At 29.3% G+C, this 18,991-nt stretch carries 10 protein-coding genes; 4 read left to right on the top strand and 6 right to left on the bottom strand.

The features are described 5' to 3' along the window. Nucleotides 1-38: 38 nt before the first annotated feature. Complete coding sequence (locus HKP59_RS08795; RefSeq protein WP_291805830.1) at nt 39-1,343, top strand: M18 family aminopeptidase; 1,305 nt, start codon at nt 39-41, stop codon at nt 1,341-1,343. Between the two features lie 109 nt (nt 1,344-1,452). On the opposite strand, the gene gdhA (HKP59_RS08790) is transcribed toward HKP59_RS08795, so the two are convergent. From gdhA (HKP59_RS08790) to gdhA (HKP59_RS08780), 3 genes are all read right to left on the bottom strand, one after another. Continuing rightward, nucleotides 1,453-2,790, bottom strand: coding sequence for an NADP-specific glutamate dehydrogenase (gene gdhA / locus HKP59_RS08790; protein ID WP_291805826.1), 1,338 nt, complete (start codon nt 2,788-2,790; stop codon nt 1,453-1,455). Nucleotides 2,791-2,995: 205 nt separating this feature from the next. Continuing rightward, on the bottom strand, nt 2,996-6,028 hold the full coding sequence (locus tag HKP59_RS08785) for a PEP/pyruvate-binding domain-containing protein (RefSeq protein WP_291805823.1): 3,033 nt from the start codon (nt 6,026-6,028) through the stop codon (nt 2,996-2,998). 121 nt (nt 6,029-6,149) lie between these two features. Continuing rightward, nucleotides 6,150-7,523, bottom strand: a complete 1,374-nt coding sequence (gene gdhA, locus HKP59_RS08780; protein ID WP_291805820.1) for an NADP-specific glutamate dehydrogenase — start codon at nt 7,521-7,523, stop codon at nt 6,150-6,152. A 251-nt stretch (nt 7,524-7,774) separates the two neighbouring features. On the opposite strand from gdhA (HKP59_RS08780), the gene pheS reads away from it, so the two are divergent. The 3 genes from pheS (at nt 7,775) to HKP59_RS08765 (ending at nt 10,345) form a co-directional block, all read left to right on the top strand. Then, entirely contained in the window at nt 7,775-8,794 is a 1,020-nt protein-coding gene (pheS, locus tag HKP59_RS08775; RefSeq protein ID WP_291805817.1) for a phenylalanine--tRNA ligase subunit alpha, read from the top strand. 67 nt (nt 8,795-8,861) lie between these two features. Next, a complete protein-coding gene (locus tag HKP59_RS08770; RefSeq protein WP_291805814.1) occupies nt 8,862-9,263 on the top strand; it encodes a hypothetical protein in 402 nt (133 codons plus the stop codon). Nucleotides 9,264-9,280: 17 nt separating this feature from the next. Next, a complete protein-coding gene (locus HKP59_RS08765) occupies nt 9,281-10,345 on the top strand; it encodes a lactonase family protein (RefSeq protein WP_291805812.1) in 1,065 nt (354 codons plus the stop codon). Here HKP59_RS08765 and HKP59_RS08760 read toward each other — a convergent pair. From HKP59_RS08760 to HKP59_RS08750, 3 genes are all read right to left on the bottom strand, one after another. Continuing rightward, nucleotides 10,337-11,242, bottom strand: a complete 906-nt coding sequence (locus HKP59_RS08760; RefSeq protein ID WP_291805810.1) for a hypothetical protein — start codon at nt 11,240-11,242, stop codon at nt 10,337-10,339. The genes HKP59_RS08765 and HKP59_RS08760 overlap by 9 nt on opposite strands. A gap of 79 nt (nt 11,243-11,321) precedes the next feature. Then, nucleotides 11,322-15,392, bottom strand: a complete 4,071-nt coding sequence (locus HKP59_RS08755) for a PAS domain S-box protein (RefSeq protein ID WP_291805807.1) — start codon at nt 15,390-15,392, stop codon at nt 11,322-11,324. Next, complete coding sequence (locus HKP59_RS08750) at nt 15,389-18,856, bottom strand: PAS domain S-box protein (protein ID WP_291805805.1); 3,468 nt, start codon at nt 18,854-18,856, stop codon at nt 15,389-15,391. The genes HKP59_RS08755 and HKP59_RS08750 overlap by 4 nt, the downstream gene beginning before the upstream one ends. Nucleotides 18,857-18,991: the final 135 nt, after the last annotated feature.

Genomic DNA, 18,991 nt, shown 5'->3' with positions numbered 1-18,991 from the left:
TTCTTAGTATATTCGTGTATTAATTAGAATTTTATATAATGAACAAAATACAGAAACACGCCCAAAATTTAATCGATTTTATTTATGACAGTCCAAGCCCATATCATGTAATTGATAATTCAAAAAAAGAACTAATAAAAAATGGTTTTTTAGAGCTTGAACTTACTAAAAAATGGACGATTAAAAAAGGTGGAAAGTACTTTGTTAGTCAAAACAACACATCACTTTTTGCATTTATAATTGGTACTGGTAAAATTGAAGAGTCTGGCTATAAAATTGTGGCTGCTCACTCTGATTCTCCTTCATTTAAAATTAAACCTTCTCCTGAAATTTCAGTTGCTGACAACTATTTAAAATTTAATACAGAAACCTATGGCGGTCCAATTTTAAGTACTTGGTTAGATAGACCTTTATCATTGGCTGGAAGAGTAAGTGTAAGAGGAAAAAATCTACTAAATCCATTAACGCATTTAGTGAATATTAAAGAACCTATCTTGGTAATTCCTAATTTACCTATTCATTTTAACCGTACAGTAAATGAAGGCGTTTTTCTTAATAAGCAAGTAGATATGTTGCCTGTAACATCGATAATAAATAAAGAATTGAATACAAATTTATTATTAGCTCGCACTATTTCTAAGGAAATAAACGTACCGGTAGAAGATATTTTAGAGGTAGATTTAAATTTATATGATTTTACAAAAGGTAGTATTATAGGATTGAATAAAGAGTTTATTTCATCAGGGAAATTAGATGACTTAGCTATGGTACACGCAGGACTAACTGCAATAGTAGATGCTCCTGTTTGTAAATCAACCAATGTATTAGCCATATTTGATAATGAAGAAGTTGGAAGCCGATCGAAACAAGGTGCCGGTTCTCCAATTCTAAAAAATATTTTAAAACGTATTGCGATAGTTCTAGATAAAAATGAAGAAGATTTTCAACGATCAATTTATAATTCTTTTATGATAAGTGCAGATATGGCCCATGCATTACATCCAAACCATCCAGATAAACATGACCCTATTAATAGACCTATAATTAATAATGGTCCCGTAATTAAAATTGAAGGAAACCAAAAGTATACAACTGATAGTGATTCAAGTGCTGTTTTTGAAATGATTTGCAAGGAAGCAACAATACCTTATCAAAAGTTTGTAAATCGATCTGATATGTTAGGTGGTGGTACTTTGGGAAATGTTTCTGCAGGGCAATTAGAAATTCGTTCGGTTGATATTGGTAGTCCAATGTGGGCCATGCATTCCATTAGAGAAACTAGTGGAGTTGATGACCATACTTATATAACAAATGCTTTAAGTAGTTTTTATAGAATAAACTAATCGATAATTACACTACAATTCAAATTAGTGTAAGATAAATCACTGCATATATAGAAATAAAAAGGGTTGCTAAATTAGCAACCCTTTTAAAAATATTAAGTTTTGTAACTTAAACAATACCTTGATCTAACATAGCATCAGCTACTTTAATAAATCCGGCAATGTTTGCTCCTTTTACATAATCTATAAATCCATCTTCTTGTGTTCCGTATTTCATACAAGCAACATGAATTGATGACATTATTTGATGTAATTTAGCATCGACTTCATCTTGTGTCCAGTTTAATTTCATTGCATTTTGAGACATTTCTAATCCAGAAACTCCAACACCACCCGCATTAGCCGCTTTTCCTGGTGCAAAAGGTATTTGTTTCTCGTGAAATGCTTCAATAGCTTCAGGAGTGCATCCCATATTAGAAACTTCAACAACATATTTTACACCATTCGAAATTAATGTGGCAGCATCATCACCATTTAATTCATTTTGAATAGCACTAGGCATTGCTATATCACATGGAACTTCCCAAGGTTTTTTTCCTGGAATAAATTTAGCTTCTGGAAATTCTTCAATGTATGGCGAAACAATATCATTATTAGAAGCTCTAAGAGCTAATAAATAATCAATTTTTTCTTCATCTAATCCTTTTTCGTCTAAAATATAACCATCAGGACCGGAAATTGTAATTACTTTTCCTCCAAGTTCTGTAACTTTTAAAGCAACACCCCAAGCAACATTACCAAAGCCAGAAACGGAAACGGTTTTTCCTTTAAAAGTATCGTTCTTAGTGTCTAACATCTCTTTCGCAAAATATGTTGCTCCAAAACCAGTAGCTTCAGGTCTAATTAAGCTTCCTCCCCAATTTAATCCTTTTCCAGTTAAAACACCTGTGTTTTCAAACTGCAGTTTTTTATACATACCGTATAAAAATCCTATTTCTCTACCACCAGTTCCTATATCTCCAGCAGGTACATCGGTACTTGGACCGATAACACGCCATAATTCTAACATAAATGCCTGACAAAAACGCATAATTTCAGCATCTGATTTTCCTTTTGGGTTAAAATCTGATCCTCCTTTTCCACCTCCCATTGGTAAGGTAGTAAGTGCATTTTTAAATGTTTGTTCAAAACCTAAAAATTTAAGAATACTTAAATTTACACTTGGGTGAAAACGCAGACCTCCTTTATAAGGGCCAATTGCATTGTTAAATTGCACTCTATACCCTAAATTCACATGGACATCTCCAGCATCATCTACCCATGAAACTCTAAAGGTTAAAATTCGATCAGGCTCAACTAACCTCTCAATTATTTTTGCTGATTCATATTGTGGGTTTTCATTATAAATACCTTCAATAGACTCAAGCACTTCATGCACTGCTTGCAAATATTCTTGTTCACCTGGATGTTTGGCTTCAAGATTATTTAATATATCTTTTACATTCATAATACTATAATTTATTCGTGTTTTAAAACGTGTTAAAATCTACTACAAAAATACTGATATTAAATTCATTTTTAATTAAAATAAATGTAATATTTTCACTTATTATTACTAATATTCCTTATAAATTGTTAAAACTGAATTAAACAGGTGAAAATTAATTCATAAATTATTAAATCAATAACTAATAACTTGATGTTGAACTGTTTTACATGAAACCTTGTGGAGGCAAATCTTCCATAGAATCTTCTAATAATTCTACAGGTGTCTTTAATTTGTAGCCTTCTTTAAAAATTGCTGCTTTATTCGTTTTTCCTTCAATTATTATTGTTAGGGGCTCTTTAAAACTAACGTGTCTAATATATTTACTTTCACAGTGAGTCTTTTGTTTGTTTAAATAATCAATGTCAAAAAAACCATCATCTATAAAGGGATTAATTGTTAAATAACCCACTTTAAATGAAGTTAAATTCTGAAAAAAATGCGTTCCTTGACTTGGATCTATTCTATAATCATTTAACCCAGATTCAACAATTATTTTTGCAGCAGATATTTGCGGCCATATTACTGGTATTCCTAACCACGGATCACTTGAACCCCATCTTCCTGGACCTACTAAAACATATTGCTTATCTTGTTCAATAAATTTTTTATTTATTTCCTGAACTGCTGCTGCAATTTCTCTAGTATTTGCACTATTAAAAGTTTCTGGTTTTACATATACAAAATCGTAAATGTTCTCATACATTCCATTTCCTAAAGCCGATTCAGAGTATATAATAGCGTCTTTATTATCTATTTCTTTAGGTAATTCACTAGTAGCTTCAAAACTTTCTACAATTGGTCTGATTTGTAAAAAACTAAACTCTTTCGGTTGTCCAGGTGGAACGTCTAATTTAACCGCAAATTCAATTTCTATTGGATTCCTCATTTCACGCTGTCCAATTCGTAATAAGTCCTTTAAAATTTCAGGAAGTGGAAATGTGTTGTATTTTAAAATATTATCAAAAGTAATTAAGCGAATTCCATCGTGCAAAGTTCCAGGTTTAATAATGTTATTCTGTAAATCATACGTTGAAGCCACAAACTTTAACGAACCATGTTTTTCGGCACGCCTAATGCTAATTTTCTTCTTGTTAACAGACTCGTTGGTAGAAACTTTATAACTTTCTGGGTCCATGTCTAAACCAAACAAATATTGTTGAGTTTCTCTTTGAGTAGAATCTGGAGATGACAGTTGAAGCACTTTTTTAGGGTGAGAAGGTGAAAAACGCAACGTACGACCACCGCCAACAATAATTTCACCTAAACCAATAGCTATATTTGCTATTCCTTCATGAGGTAATTCATTCCCTATTGGATAAAAGTTTATGGAGCGGGCAACTCCTGATATATTTGGGTAATAAACATCATTATATTGCTTGCCTGTGACTTCTTGTAAAATAACTGCCATTTTATCTTCTTCTATAGAATGAGAAGTTGCTTTTAAATAAGCTTTACTACCTTGAAAAAATGCCGATGCCATAACCGATTTAATGGCGTTTGATGCCATAACTAACATTTCACTTTTATTAGTATTAGGTATCATATATGTAGAGAAAACTCCTGCAAAGGGTTGATAATGACTATCTTCTAAAACGCTTGAAGATCTTACGGCAATTGGTGAAGGAGTAATATCTAAAAATGCTTGTATATCATCTAAAACCCATTGAGGCAATGAATTTGAAATAAATTTATTTAATATATCTTGATCGTTATTACAATTAGCTACAAATTCAATTAAATTATGATTTTCCATAAATTCATCAAATACTTCAGTGCTAATAACAACCGTTCTAGGTATTGATATATTTACATCTTTATATTTATGAAATAATTTATGCCGTTTTAAAAATGAATCTATAAATGCTAAACCGCGACCTTTGCCACCTAAAGCTCCTTCTCCAATTCTTGAAAAACCTAAATACTCATCGTATTTATTTTTATCAAACTTTGCAATAACACCTCTCGATCTAAAAACCCGATATGCTTTTATGGCTTTTAATAGAAATTCTCTAATATGCTCAGCGTCATCAAAGTCTTCATACTCTACTTTACTAAATAGATTAGCCAAAGGAAATAAAGCTCTAGATTTTAACCATTTTGAGTATTCGCTTCTTTTTGCATGATATGTAATAGATTCTGGTGTTACAAAAGTTAGGGCTTTTTGAAAATTATTTAAATCTTTAACTTTAGCCAAGACCTTCATTTGAACTGGATCCCAAAATTCAAAAGTGCCAAAGGAAAAATATTTTGTAATATACCTTTTAAGTTCTTGACCCAAAGTTTCAGAATGTTTGTATAGAAATTTTCCTTTTAACTCAATGGCCTTTTTTTCATTAATTTGATCTGATGATTGAATTAAAAATGGAAAATACCGCTCTAAACTTCGTACATATTTCAAAAATTCAAACCCTGCATTTTTATCTCTTTGACCTCCTTTATAGTAACTAACATCTGAAATAACCCCTAAAAGGTTGTGCTGGTATTTTTCAAAAAGTAACATTCCCTCTTCATAATTTGTGGCTAACAGAATTTTTGGACGACCCCTCATTAACATCATTCCACGGTGTTCATTTAATCCTTCAGACATAAATGAGTGTGCTTGTTTCACAATAATTTTATAAATTATTGGTAAATATCTTGAATAAAACCGTAGTGAATCCTCCACTAATAAAATGGCTTTCACACCAATTTTATTAATGTCGTTTTCCGCATTCATTCTGTCTTCGGTTAGTTTGATAATTGCTAAAAAAATATCAACATTGCCATTCCAGTGAAATACAAAATCTATAACCCCTGTATTAGATCTTGTTATTTTTTTTCTTAATTCTGAAGAATAATGACTTAATGCAGCAATTGGAACATTAGGAAAAGCTTCTTTAATTAATTTAGATGCTTCAAATGCTTTATAATTTCCAATATCAAGCCAAGTAATTACTAAATCAATTTTATCTAGCGTTAAAACTTTTATAGCTCTGCGTGCTGAATTAGCATGTACAAAATTAGGTGGGTATCTTAAATTTAAAGCGGTATATTCATTAAAAATTCGTTCATCAATTCTACCATCTTCTTCTAACATATAAAAATCATAGTTAGAACAGACTATTAAAATTTTATTAACTCTATTTTGCATTAACTTATTAAATGCAACATCTTCAAACTCGTATGCTTTTAAATCAGGTAAGGGATTTTTTATCATTAAAAATAGTTTTATTTATATATGCAAGATAGAATTTTAACTATAATTTTAGAAAGATTAATTCTTAAATTTAAAAGGGGTACCATATGGCATCCCTTTTTAAAAAAAATAACTTAAAATTCTAAACAACACCTTGAGCTAACATAGCATCAGCTACTTTTACAAACCCTGCAATATTTGCACCTCGTACATAATCAATATATCCATCATCTCTTTTTCCATATTTAATACACGAATCATGAATATCTGACATAATTTTTTTAAGTCTTTGATCAACTTCTTCACGAGCCCAATTAATTCGTAAAGAATTTTGGGACATTTCTAAACCTGAAGTTGCTACTCCACCTGCATTTGATGCTTTTCCCGGTGCATATAAAATTTTAGCCGCTTGAAATGCATGAACTGCTTCAGGTGTAGAAGGCATATTGGCTCCTTCACTTATTACAAAACATCCATTACTCAATAATAAACTAGCTTCTTCTTGATCTATTTCATTTTGTGTTGCGCAGGGCATTGCTATATCACACACAACTCCCCAAGGTCGTTCTCCTTCGAAATACTTAGCCTTCGGATATTTATGAATATATTCTTTTATTCTATCCCGTTTGTTATTTTTAAGATCCATTACAAATGCTAATTTATCAGCATCTATGCCTTCTTCATCATATATGTATCCAGATGAATCTGACAAAGTAACAACTTTAGCTCCTAGTTGAGTTGCTTTTTCACAAGCATATTGAGCTACATTACCTGAGCCAGAAATTAAAACTGTTTTTCCTTTAATAGTATCTCCTTTAGTTTCTAGCATGCCTTGTGCAAAGTATACTGTGCCATAACCTGTAGCTTCAGGGCGAATTAAAGAACCACCCCATGACAGTCCTTTACCAGTTAAAACTCCTGTAAACTCATTTCTTAATTTTTTATACATTCCAAATAAGTAACCAATTTCTCTACCTCCAACTCCAATATCTCCCGCAGGCACATCCGTATTATGCCCTATATGGCGAAACAATTCTCCCATAAAACTTTGACAAAAACGCATAATTTCTACATCAGATTTGCCTTTTGGGTTAAAATCTGAACCTCCTTTACCTCCACCCATAGGTAAGGTAGTTAGTGCATTTTTAAATACTTGTTCAAAAGCTAAAAACTTAAGAATACTTAAATTAACCGTTGGATGAAAACGTAAACCTCCTTTATATGGCCCAATTGCTGAACTCATCTCAATTCTATACCCTCTATTAACTATTATTTTTCCTGCATCATTTATCCAAGGAACTCTGAACATTAGTATTCTTTCAGGCTCTACCATTCTAGTTAAAATTTGCTTACCGTTGTAAATTTTGTTTTTAAGAATAAAAGGAATAACCGTTTCAGCTACCTCTTCTACAGCTTGAATAAACTCAGGCTCATGTGGATTTCTATTTTTAACTAGATCCATAAACTTTACGAATTCTGATTTTGTAATCTCAGATTCCTTAGCTTCTAATTCCATAAATTTTATATAAATTACTTGTAAATAATGAATTTAGATTAAAATTATAATTTTATTCTTTAAAAAATCATAAAATTTTAATTTATTATTTACATACTTTCCTTGTTTACAACGTTTTCGCTTAACTTTTTCCTGTATTCTAGTTATACTTAGTTTATATGGTTTAAAAACCAAAAAAATAATCTATCGGTTTTACAATCTTTGTTTCAAAATAAATTTGTTTAAATTTGCGGCTTAATTTGATACATAAAATGTTACATAAAGTAAAAGAACTGATTGGTGAAGTACAAGCTTTTAACGCTACTACTAAAGATGAAATTGAAACTTTTAGAATTAAATTCTTGGGTAAAAAAGGATTATTAACCGATTTATTTAATGAATTTAAAAATGTAGCTCCTGCAGAAAGAAAGGAATTTGGACAAGCATTAAATACCTTGAAAAATGCAGCGCAAGATAAAGTTACCTTATTAAAAGATACTCTTGAAAATTCAATGGAGCAAAAAGGTTTTTATGGTGATTTAACGCGTCCTTCTGAGCCTATTGAATTAGGTTCGCGTCATCCAATATCTTTGGTTAGAAATCAAATTATTGATGTGTTTTCACGTATTGGCTTTACCGTTTCAGAGGGTCCTGAAATTGAAGATGATTGGCATAACTTTACCGCATTAAACTTGCCTGAATATCACCCAGCACGTGATATGCAAGATACTTTTTTTATCGAAAAAAATCCTGATTTATTATTGCGTACACATACCTCATCAGTTCAAGTACGCTATATGGAAAGTCACAAACCGCCAATTAGAACTATATCACCTGGACGCGTGTTTAGAAACGAAGATATTTCCGCCCGTGCACATTGTATTTTCCATCAAGTTGAAGGATTGTATATTGATACAGATGTTTCCTTCGCCGATTTAAAACAAACCTTACTTTATTTTACAAAAGAAATGTTTGGGAAATCTAAAATCCGTTTACGTCCATCTTATTTTCCATTTACAGAACCAAGCGCAGAAGTAGATATTTATTGGGGATTAGAAACTGAAACAGATTATAAGATAACCAAAGGAACTGGATGGTTAGAAATTATGGGTTGTGGAATGGTAGATCCTAATGTACTTAAAAACGCTAACATAGATCCTGAAGTTTATTCTGGCTATGCATTTGGAATGGGTATAGAACGTATTGCAATGTTATTATATCAAATACCAGATATACGAATGTTTTATGAAAACGACGTTCGATTTTTAGAACAGTTTAAATCAGTTTTATAATTTTAGTAAACTTATTTTAAAAAAATACTTAAGAAAATTTAGCATACCTTTTTCTATTCAATTTTAAATGAAAAAAGACCTCTTAATTCCTGAAGTTACAAACGTTTTTGTTGCTGTTGTAAAAGAATTTAATAAAGAATTTCAATGTGACGATTGGAACGCTTACATTATTAATAATAAAGAAGTTGCTATAGAAATGGTATTAATTGTTTCTAAAGGTTATGACGAAGACACCATGGCTGAAACTTCATTAATGCGTAAAAAAATTGATAAACTTCCGGCGAAATCTTATGCTAAAATTGAATTGTTACAAGGTGAAGTTATTCATATTTCGAACTTTTTTAATGTTACTTTTTTTGAAGGAAACCAACTATACGATAAAAAATACTTATTTGAAAAAGGAAGTATAAAAGAAAGTGCTTTGCGAACCATTCCTTTATTAAATAAACGCGGTATCTTAGTAAAATAAACATTCCTTAATTTTTTATGAAATTTCTCTTTGCTTTTACTTTTATATTCTGCGGTGTAATGCTAAATGCTCAAAATATTCCACTTTATGTTGGTACCTATACCGGTGAAGATAGTGAAGGAATTTATTTTTATAATTTTAACCAAGAAACTGGTAAATTATCACACAAAACACTTGCTATAAAAACTGAAAACCCATCATATATAGCTTATTCTAAAAATAGAAAGTTTATATATGCTGTTGGTGAAGTTGCTAATTTCAATAACACAAATAGTGGTTTTGTAAGTGCTTTTTCAGTGGCTGAAAACGGTAACTTACAGTTTATAAATACGGTAAGCTCCAATGGTGCTCATCCTTGCCATATTGAATTAAATGGTGAAAATGTTGCAATTTCAAACTACACAGGTGGCACTATTTCCATCCACAAAATTGAAAAAAATGGCATCATAAAACCTGCATTTCAAATTATAGATCACAATACACCAAATCAAAAATCACACGCACATTCAACACAATTTATAGATAATGAATTATTTGTTGCCGATTTGGGTAGAGATTTTTTATCAGAATATGTTAAAAAGAATGATTCCTACTTCTTAAAAGAAAATTATTCTATGAAACCAACATCGGGCCCTCGTCATTTTGAAATTTCTAGAAACAAAAAATTTATTTATATCATTAATGAATATTCTTCAACTGTAACTGTTTTAAAACGTGCAGGTAAAAACTATACCGAAATTCAAAATGCGAGTACTTTAGCTGATGATTTTATAGGGTCAAGTTCTGGTGCTGATATTCATTTATCTGAAAATGAAACCTATTTATATGGTTCAAATAGAGGTGAAAATAGTATTGTAGTTTTTAAAAGAGATGCTACAAATGGAACACTCGAAAAAATTCAAAATAGCCCTGTAATGGGTAATTGGCCGCGTAATTTTACAATATCTCCAAACGGACAATTTTTATTAGTTGCCAATCAATACAGTAAAAATATTAGTGTTTTTAAAATAGCTAGTGATTCTGGTAAGTTAATCTATGAATACAGTTTACAAACTCCAACACCCGTTTGTTTATTATTTTAATTCAAAATAGTAAATATTATCTGTATTACTAAATCTATAAGTGGTAAGAAAACCTGTTTTTTCAGTTTCAAAAATAACGCCTAGCTCATCAAATTCTGAATTTAATTCATTTACTTTTATGGGTAATTGCCACATACCATTTTTTCTTACTGTTTTATAAATATTAAAAGGTCCACTTTTATAATCTTTTTTAACCACCTTAATCTCTCCATCAACTTTTTTATAGGTTAAGCTTTTAAGTTCTCCCATATGCATATTTGATGAAAAATAAATAGTATTTTCATTATACATTGTTGGGTTAATAATTTTAAAAATAGGATGCGTAATGTAAATAATATCGCCTTTTTCCCACTCATTATTATCATTTCGTTTCAGTTCTAATAGGTGGTATTGTCCATTTTCATTTGTTACAACTACCATTGTGTTCCCATCTTTTGAAATAGCAGGATCTTCATATGAGTAATCAGTACTGCAAATTGGTACTACCTTCAAATTTTTAACCTTAAAATCCTCAATTACTCCTTTATAAATAGCTAAATTAAAGACGCCAAAAGAATCAACATATTTAGTAGTTGCAGTCACATATATTTCATCTTGAAAGGTTGCTACTGCTCCCGATTGATATTTCCTAGGTAGTTTTATTTTTATAGGCTTAGACTTTAAATCTGAATACAAAAGACGATAAAAATTTGATTCATTAGCCGACGAATATAACAAGCCATTCTTGTAGCTACTTGGAAAAATATTATCCTTAGAATTTATTGAAATATATGTTTCGTATAATGATAAACTATCATTTTTGCTAATAGAAAACTTTTCTTGAGCTTGAGTATTAATTATAAATAAAACTATAATAACAATTACAGTAACTAATTGTTTTGAATGGAATTTTGGCATAAAATAAGTTCAAATTTTTTGTCAATAACATCAAAAATTATGCCTGATATTTATTAGAGGCTTCAATAAATATACATTTTTATTTTAAAAAATCATCAATCATGCTTACGAACTCGTCTTTTTTAATTGGTTTTGAAATAAAATCGTTGCAACCCATTTCAAGTGCTTCTTCTCTATCACTCTCAGATGAATAAGCCGTTTGAGCAATTATTGGTACATTCGTATTAAATTTTCGAATTTGCTTAGTCGCTATAAATCCATTTAATTTAGGCATTTTTAAGTCCATCAAAACCATATCAATAGCTGTATTATTTTTACAAATATCAATTGCTTCTTGTCCATTCTTTGCGTGTATAATATCACAATTTAATTTCATTGTATCCCTTAAAATTGTTTCAATAAACATATAATTTATCTCTTCATCTTCTGCAATTAAAATAGTGTATTTGTAACTTTTAGTTTGGGTATTACTTATTTTATGTAGAGGTTTAAAAGGAATGGTAATAAAGAACGTTGCACCTTTCATAATATCTGATTGTACAGAAATTTTTCCACCCAACAACTCTGTATTTTCTTTTGCAATTGATAACCCTAAGCCTAAACCACCTACATTATGAATCAAATCTTTTTCGGCTTGTTGAAAACGTTCAAAAATTAATTGTTGTTTTTCGGGTTTTATTCCAATTCCAGTGTCTTTTACATAGAGTTCTAATTGAGGTGTTTTTGTAGTATTTAGTATGGAATATCCAAATTCAATATACCCGTTATTAGTAAATTTTAAAGCATTTTCTAGTAGATTACTAATTATTTTGTTGAGTTTAGTATTATCAGTTAAAATAATACTATCATCATCTGAAAGTTCTTTTTTAAGGTATAGTGGTGTTTTATTTTCTTTCGCTTTTATATCAAAAATTGAAAACAAATCTAATAGTAAATCATTCAAACAAACTTCTTCTTCTATCACTTTTACTTGGTTCGTTCCTAAACTTGAAATCTCTAAAATATCATCAATTACATGAAGTAATTGTTTTCCACTGTTTTGAATAATATTTACAAAATTAGATCTTTTCTGCGTATCTAATTCTGGATTATCTAGCATTTGTGAAAACCCTAAAATACCATTCATAGGTGTTCTAATTTCATGAGACATATTATTCAAAAACTCTGTTTTTAAGCGATCACTTTCTTCAGCTTGTTCTTTTGCAACAGTAAGATCTTTTAATACTTTTTTTCTTTTTGTAATATCTCTCCAAACACTGTGAATTACTTTATTATTGTTAGTATTTGAAACGGCAGTTAATAGCACTTCAACAGGTATTTCATCTCCATTATTTTTTAAATGTACCCATTCAAAACGGTGTGTCCCATTTTTTAAAGCAAGAGAAATCATTTTTTCTGCTTTTTGGAATGACTCTTCCCCGTCTGGTTGAAGTTTTGGTGATAATGTCGCAGGATGTTGATGTAAAAAATCTTCTTTAGACTGATAATCTAATAATGAAACAGCTGCACTATTACAATCAACAAAAATGTCATTATTAATTATTAAAATTGCATCTCCCGATTTTTCAAATAATTCTCTAAACTTTTGTTCGCTGGCTTTTAATTCTATTTCGGCTTTTTTTAATGCACTAATATCTACTACAGAAGCAATAGCTTTTCCTTCTTCATCAATTATGGCTGAATTTACAATTGCATTAATAACTTCTCCATTTTTTTTATTTAATTCAGTAATATATTCAAATTCTTTTTCACCTTTAGCTATGGAAACTATTTCGTATTCAAGCCCCTTTAAAGCTATTTTTGAATTATTATTTAATAAGTGTTTTTTAAGTTCTTGTACACTTTTTACACCAAATAATTCTTTGGTTACTTGATTTACGCTCAAAATATTAATTTTAGAAATACACTCTTTTAAGAAACTTGGATTTTTATTAATATATAATTCTATATCTGCTACTTGTGTTTTCTTTTGATTCAACAATTTTATAACTTCAGAGTAATCTTGCTCCCAAATTGAAGCTGGACTATGTTCAAATAAATTTTTAAAACGTTTGTTACTATGTAGAAGTAGATTATTATTATCAGCTAGTTCTTTACTTAACTTTAGTAATTCTTGGTTTTGATTTTCGGTAACTTCATATGCATGTTTTAGAGAGGATATATCTGAAATCATTGCGAAAGAACCTTTGATTTCACCCTTACTGTTAAAAATTGGTGTTGTATTTAACAAACAAGGTATGTTTATACCTTCACTATTCTTAAATGCAATCTCGTATTGTGATGTTAAATTCTTATCTTTTTTTGCATCCTGCTCTTTCAGAATTTTCGTGTTTTCAACATCTAAAAAATTATACACTGAAACCCCAACAATATCATCTTCCTTACACCCTAATATTTTACACATTTCTGGGTTAACTTCTGTAGTAATATTATTTTCATCTACAGCCCAAAAACCTTCATTCATTGATTTTAAAATTGTTGATAAATAATCTTCATTTTCTTTTAAAAAATTAAATGCTACATCTAAATTTTGTTGTGAATTTTTTTTTGCTGTGATATCTTCCTTAACTGCAAGATAGTTAGTAATTTTTCCTGCATTATTTTTTATAGGGGTAATTGTAGATTGTTCCCAAAAGATTGTTCCATTTTTTGTTTTATTTTGAAATTCACCACTCCAACTTTCTCCACTAGAAATAGTTTCCCAAATTTCTGAGTAAAATTCTTTCGTATGATAGTCTGATTTTAAAACGCTAGGATTTTTACCTATTGCTTCTTCATAGCTATATCCTGTAAGGTCTGTAAATTTAGGATTTACATATTCAATAGTTCCATGAATATCTGTAATTACAATGGTATTTGAACTTTGCTCTATAGCTGTTGTTAATTTTTTTGCATCCTCAATATATTTATTTCGTTCTGTTAAATCTCTAAAAGCTACTACTCTAACTTTATTATTTTCAGACTCAATATTTCTAGCTTCAATTTCTATTGGAAATACGGTTCCATCTTTTTTAATCCCTTCTAATTCATAAGGTTGAACATGTTTGTCAATAATTTTCTTGCGAATAATCTCATGGTATTTTTTGTCAAAAATTAGCTCAAGTATATTTTTTTCTAGTAATTCTTCCTTTTTGTAACCAAACATTTTTAAAAATGAATGGTTGGTTTCAATTACAATTCCTTTTTTATATATTAAAATTCCTTCAAAAGTTAAATTAGCCAAGTTTTCTAAATTTTCTTCAGATTTTTTTTGTTGGGTTATATCTAAAAATGATAAAATAGCTAAATTATGAGGCTTAATATTTAATTTTGTTCCACTTACCAATAAGTTTTTAATTGTTCCATTTTTTGAGAGTATATTAAATAGTGCATTTTTAAAATAACCTTCTTTTATTAACTTTATGTTATTTGGCTCTATATTTTCTTTATTTAAAATTTGAGCATTATTATAAATTGTTCCTTTTAAAAATTCTTCTTTTGAAACTTCAAAAAGTTGAAGATAACTTTCATTTGCATCAATTCGTTTTCCTGTTTCAACATCTGCAATTTCCATTGCTACTGTATGATTGTAAAAGGCTTTAGAAAATTTTTCTTCGTTTACTTTGTTTAAAGCTTCAATGCGCTTCAATTCCTTACTTTTACGTTCAATCTTATTTTTTGAAATCTCTTTTTCAAGTTCTTGAGCTATTTTAATTGCAATAATTTGAAGTATAATTTCAATAGGTGTTGTATTAATAATTGGTTTATCATCTATTATAGAAATTAAGCCTATTGGTGTACCAGAAGAGCTCCATAAAGGAACACCAATATAACTTTGAGCATTCATTTTTTTTAGGCTCTTGTCTTTAGGAAATACTATTTGTAAATTATTTGGAAATACAGCTATTTTGTTATTTACCACGTGTTCACAAGGTGTATTTTTTATTTTGTAGGATATATTAGGTAAAAAGCCGTCTTTTCCATGAAAAACAACTGATTCTATTATTGTAGGTTTTTTTTGTGAGTATTTATTAATTAATACATGACTGATATCAAATAATTCAGCTATATAGGAGGCTGTTTTTTTAAGAAATTTACCACTATTATCTTTCTTGCTATTTTTTTCAATAAAGGCTAAGGTTTCTTTGATTAATAGTTCAGTATTTTTCATAAATTTGGTATCAAGGTTTTTAATTTGTCCAAAAGCACTTCTTTGGTAATTGGTTTTGATATAAAATCATCACATCCGGCTTGCATTGCTTTTTCTTTTTCTATTTTAGTTGAATAAGCTGTTTGTGCTAAAATTGGAATTGTTGAATTAACCTCTTTTATTTTCTTAGTAGCAATAAAACCATCCATTACGGGCATTTTTAAATCCATTAAAATTAAATCAATTTTTGGATTGTTTTCACAAAAATGTATCGCCTCTACACCATTCTTCGCATGTGAAATTGTGCAATTTATTTTTAAAACAACTTCAATTAAAGTAGTCAAGTATAAATAATTTACCTCTTCATCTTCAACAATTAAAATGTTTAATTTGTCTGCTAACTGCTCCACAGTATCCTCAATATCAACTACCGGGTTATACGGTATCCTTACAAAAAATGTGGTGCCTTTTCCTTTCGCAGACTCTAAGGTAATAGTTCCACCTAATAACTCGGTATTTTCCTTTGCAATAGATAAACCAAGTCCTAATCCTTCTATTTTATTAGCAGAGTCTTTTTCAGATTGAACAAAACGTTCAAAAATTACTTGTTGATCTTCTTTTTTTATTCCTCTTCCTGTATCTTTTACATATATTTCAAGTAGATCTTGTTTATTTTCTTGTCTTAATTTATAGCCAAATTCAATATGCCCAACATTTGTAAATTTTAATGCATTTTCTAATAAATTACTTACAATTTTATACAATTTAGATTTATCTGATTTTATAATGCTTTTATTATTTGACAAGCCTTTTTCAAGATATAACGGTGTATTATTTTCTTTAGCTTTACCGTCAAAAATTGAAAATAATTCAAACAGTAAATCATTTAAATTAAATGGTTCTTCAAAAATCTTTATTTGTTTGGTCTCTAGTTTTGAAATTTCTAAAATATCATCAATAATTTTTAACAATTGATGCCCACTATTTTGAATAATTTTTACAAAATTTAATCTTTTTTCGTCTGATATATTTGAATCGGCTAAAAACTCTGAAAAACCTAATATACCATTCATTGGTGTTCTAATTTCATGAGACATATTATTAATAAACTCCGTTTTTAGTCTATTGCTTTCTTCTGCTTTCTTTTTAGATTCTATTAATTGAGTTTCTATTATTTTACGTTCTGTAATGTCTCTTAAAACACCGTGAACAACTTTATTATTTGGTTTATTTGAAATTGAAGTTAGTAAAATTTCAGCAGGGAATTTTTTTCCATTTTTTCTAAGAAAAGTCCACTCAAATCTATGTGTACCTTTTTCTTGTGCAATAGTTATTAACTCTTTAGAATTTTCATAAGAGAGAAGACCATTTGGTTGAAATTTTGGTGATAATTTTTTAGGGTGTACTGCTAAAAATTGTTTTTTAGATTTGTATCCAAACATGTTAACTGCAGCATCATTCACATCAATAAATTTACCATTTTTTCCAATCATAATGGCATCTCCAGATTTCTCATAAAGTTGTCTAAATTTCTTTTCACTCGCTTTAACTTCGTTTCTAATTCTAGCCAACGCTAGTGCTGATTTTTTCTGATCGGTAATGTCTTGAATCGTACCAATCATTCTAATTAGTTTTCCATTCCTAAATTCTAATTTTCCTAGTCCATGAACGTAACGTTCTTCGCCATCGTTTAATCGTTTAATTCTATATTCTCTATCAAAAAACTGATGATCTTCAACAATATTTTTAAATAAATACTCTTGTAATTGTAATCGATCTTTAGGATGAACAATTGCCAACCAACCTCCAATATCTTTTTTATACTCTTTATCAATACCAAAAAGTGCATTTAACACTGATGAACTAGTCCAAAAACCTGTTTCAATATCTAACGCGTATGAACCTATTTTTGCTATTTTTTGTGCCTCACTTAATAAAAATTTACTCTCTACTAATTGTTGTTCTTGGGCGATTCGTTTTGTAATATCTCTAACAATTCCAAGAACTCTTTTTTTACCATTAATAATTATATTTTTGCCAATAATCTCAGCTATAAATGTAGTTCCATTTTTATGAATGAGTTCAACAATTACAGACTCTTCTTCATTTGTTGAAATGGATCTCTTAAAGGTATTAGTATCCTTTTTATCAGCAGTTACATCAAAAACAGTCATTTGAAGCAATTCTTTCTCAGAATATCCAACTAATTTACAAAATGCTGGATTTACAAAGGTGTAATTTCCTTTCAAATCTGCTACGCTTAAACCTTCAGTGGACTGGTTGGTGTATGCCTTAAATTTATTTTCGCTTTCAATTAAGCTATTTTCAATTTGTTTTCGCTCCGTAATATCATTAATAATTGCTAAAAATTGTTCTTTACCATTTAAAACAAATTTACTAAGATGAACTTCAACAGGATAGATAGTTTTGTTTTTACGTTCTCTATGTGTTTCAAAATGTATACTTTCAACTTTTCCATTTTTTAATGGAGCTAACTTTGCACGGGCCTTTTCTTTGGTGAAATCTGGAGCAACATCTACAGGTGACATTTTTAATAACTCATTTAAAGTATATCCTAAACTTTTTAGAGCGGCGCTATTTGCGTATGTATATTGTAAATTTTGAGCATCAAAAATATACACTTCATGTAAGCTGTTTTGTATGGCTACATCTAATTTCAACAACTCTTGTTCTATATGAACGTTTTTCGAAATATCAACCAAAATACCTTCGTAGTGTGTTATATCTCCACTCTTATTTCTTACAATTCGGGTTTCATCTTTAACCCACTTTATTTTTCCCGATTTAGTTATAATTTTGTAGGGTTTATGAATAAATGAAGTTGCTTTATTTAAACTATATTTCTCAAGCTCTTGTGTTACTTCATTTATATGATCTGGATGAATTAATTCTTTATAAGTAATTTTATTGGATAAAAAGTCTTCAGCAGTATACTCAAAAAGTAGTTCTACATTTTTTGATACATAATCCACGGGCCAATATTCTTCAGCTTTCCACAGAAAAGCAACCGAGGAACTTCTTTCTAAAATATTAACGGTTGTAATTAAATTTGCTTCTGAAATTTTTTGAGCTGTAATGTCATGAAAAAAAATTGCCAAACCTTCTTTAAACGGTATTGTTTTGTTTTCAAACCATTTATTTAAAGGTTCAAAATAATCTTCAAATGTAATTGGTGTTTTTGTTTCAAAAACTTTACTGAAATATTTATAAAACGGTTTATCAATAACATCAGGAAATACAGACTCCATTTTTTTTCCTAAAACATCTTTTTGTTGAACACCAAACATTTCTTCGGCGCTTTTATTTAAAAAAGTATACTCCCAATTTTTATTTAAAATAACAAATCCATCTTTTATATTTTCATATAAGAGGACAAGTTCTTCAAAGGAATGAGATTCCTTATGTCTCTTTAATGTTTTTAATTCTTTTTCTAATTCTTGATACGTTGGTTTCATAGTAGTCATAGCATCTAATATTAAAACTTTGTACTTTTTTTAGTTACAAAAGATTGTCTTTAAAATTTCATATAAAATATGAATACAAAAACTACACCTCTTAAAAGCCTAAAATAAAGCAATTGTTTTTGTGTAATCTATAAA

Source organism: Lutibacter sp., assembly GCF_013041805.1.
Taxonomy (GTDB): Bacteria; Bacteroidota; Bacteroidia; order Flavobacteriales; family Flavobacteriaceae; genus Lutibacter.
The sequence above is the reverse complement of the archived record's forward strand: the minus strand, read 5'-3'. Positions and strand labels throughout refer to the sequence as shown.